The 421-nt window shown below is 70.1% G+C and carries 1 pseudogene; it reads left to right on the forward strand.

Features of this window, described 5'->3' with window-relative positions:
• Positions 1-421: pseudogene (locus tag JWG43_RS21025) on the forward strand (methyl-accepting chemotaxis protein); the annotation flags it as partial.

Here is a 421-nt window from a genome sequence, read left to right on the forward strand (position 1 = left end):
ACCAGCAACAGCGCGAACGTGCGGCCGCCGAGACCGATCGTCGCCGCCACGCCGAGGAGACCGAGCTTTTCGCCGCCTCGCAAACCCGCGCCGTCGAGACTTTGGGCGAAGGTCTGTCGCGCCTCGCCGCCGGCGAACTGGCTTGGCGGATGCCGGAGGCGGGCTTCACCGCCGACACGCGTCGCATCCCGGAAGATTACAACGCCGCCCTGCATCAGTTGCACACAACGATGACCGGCATCTGGACCACGGCTCAGTCGATGCGCGGCGGATGCCAGGACATCGCCGCCGCCGCCGACAGCCTGTCGCGCCGGACCGAACAGCAGGCCGCCGGTCTGGAGCAGACCGCCGCCGCGCTGGATGAGCTGACGCAGACGGTGCGCAGCAGCGCCGAAAACGCCGAGCGCGCCCGAGACATCAC

Source organism: Desulfobulbus alkaliphilus, from assembly GCF_016918545.1.
GTDB lineage: Bacteria > Desulfobacterota > Desulfobulbia > Desulfobulbales > Desulfobulbaceae > Desulfobulbus > Desulfobulbus alkaliphilus.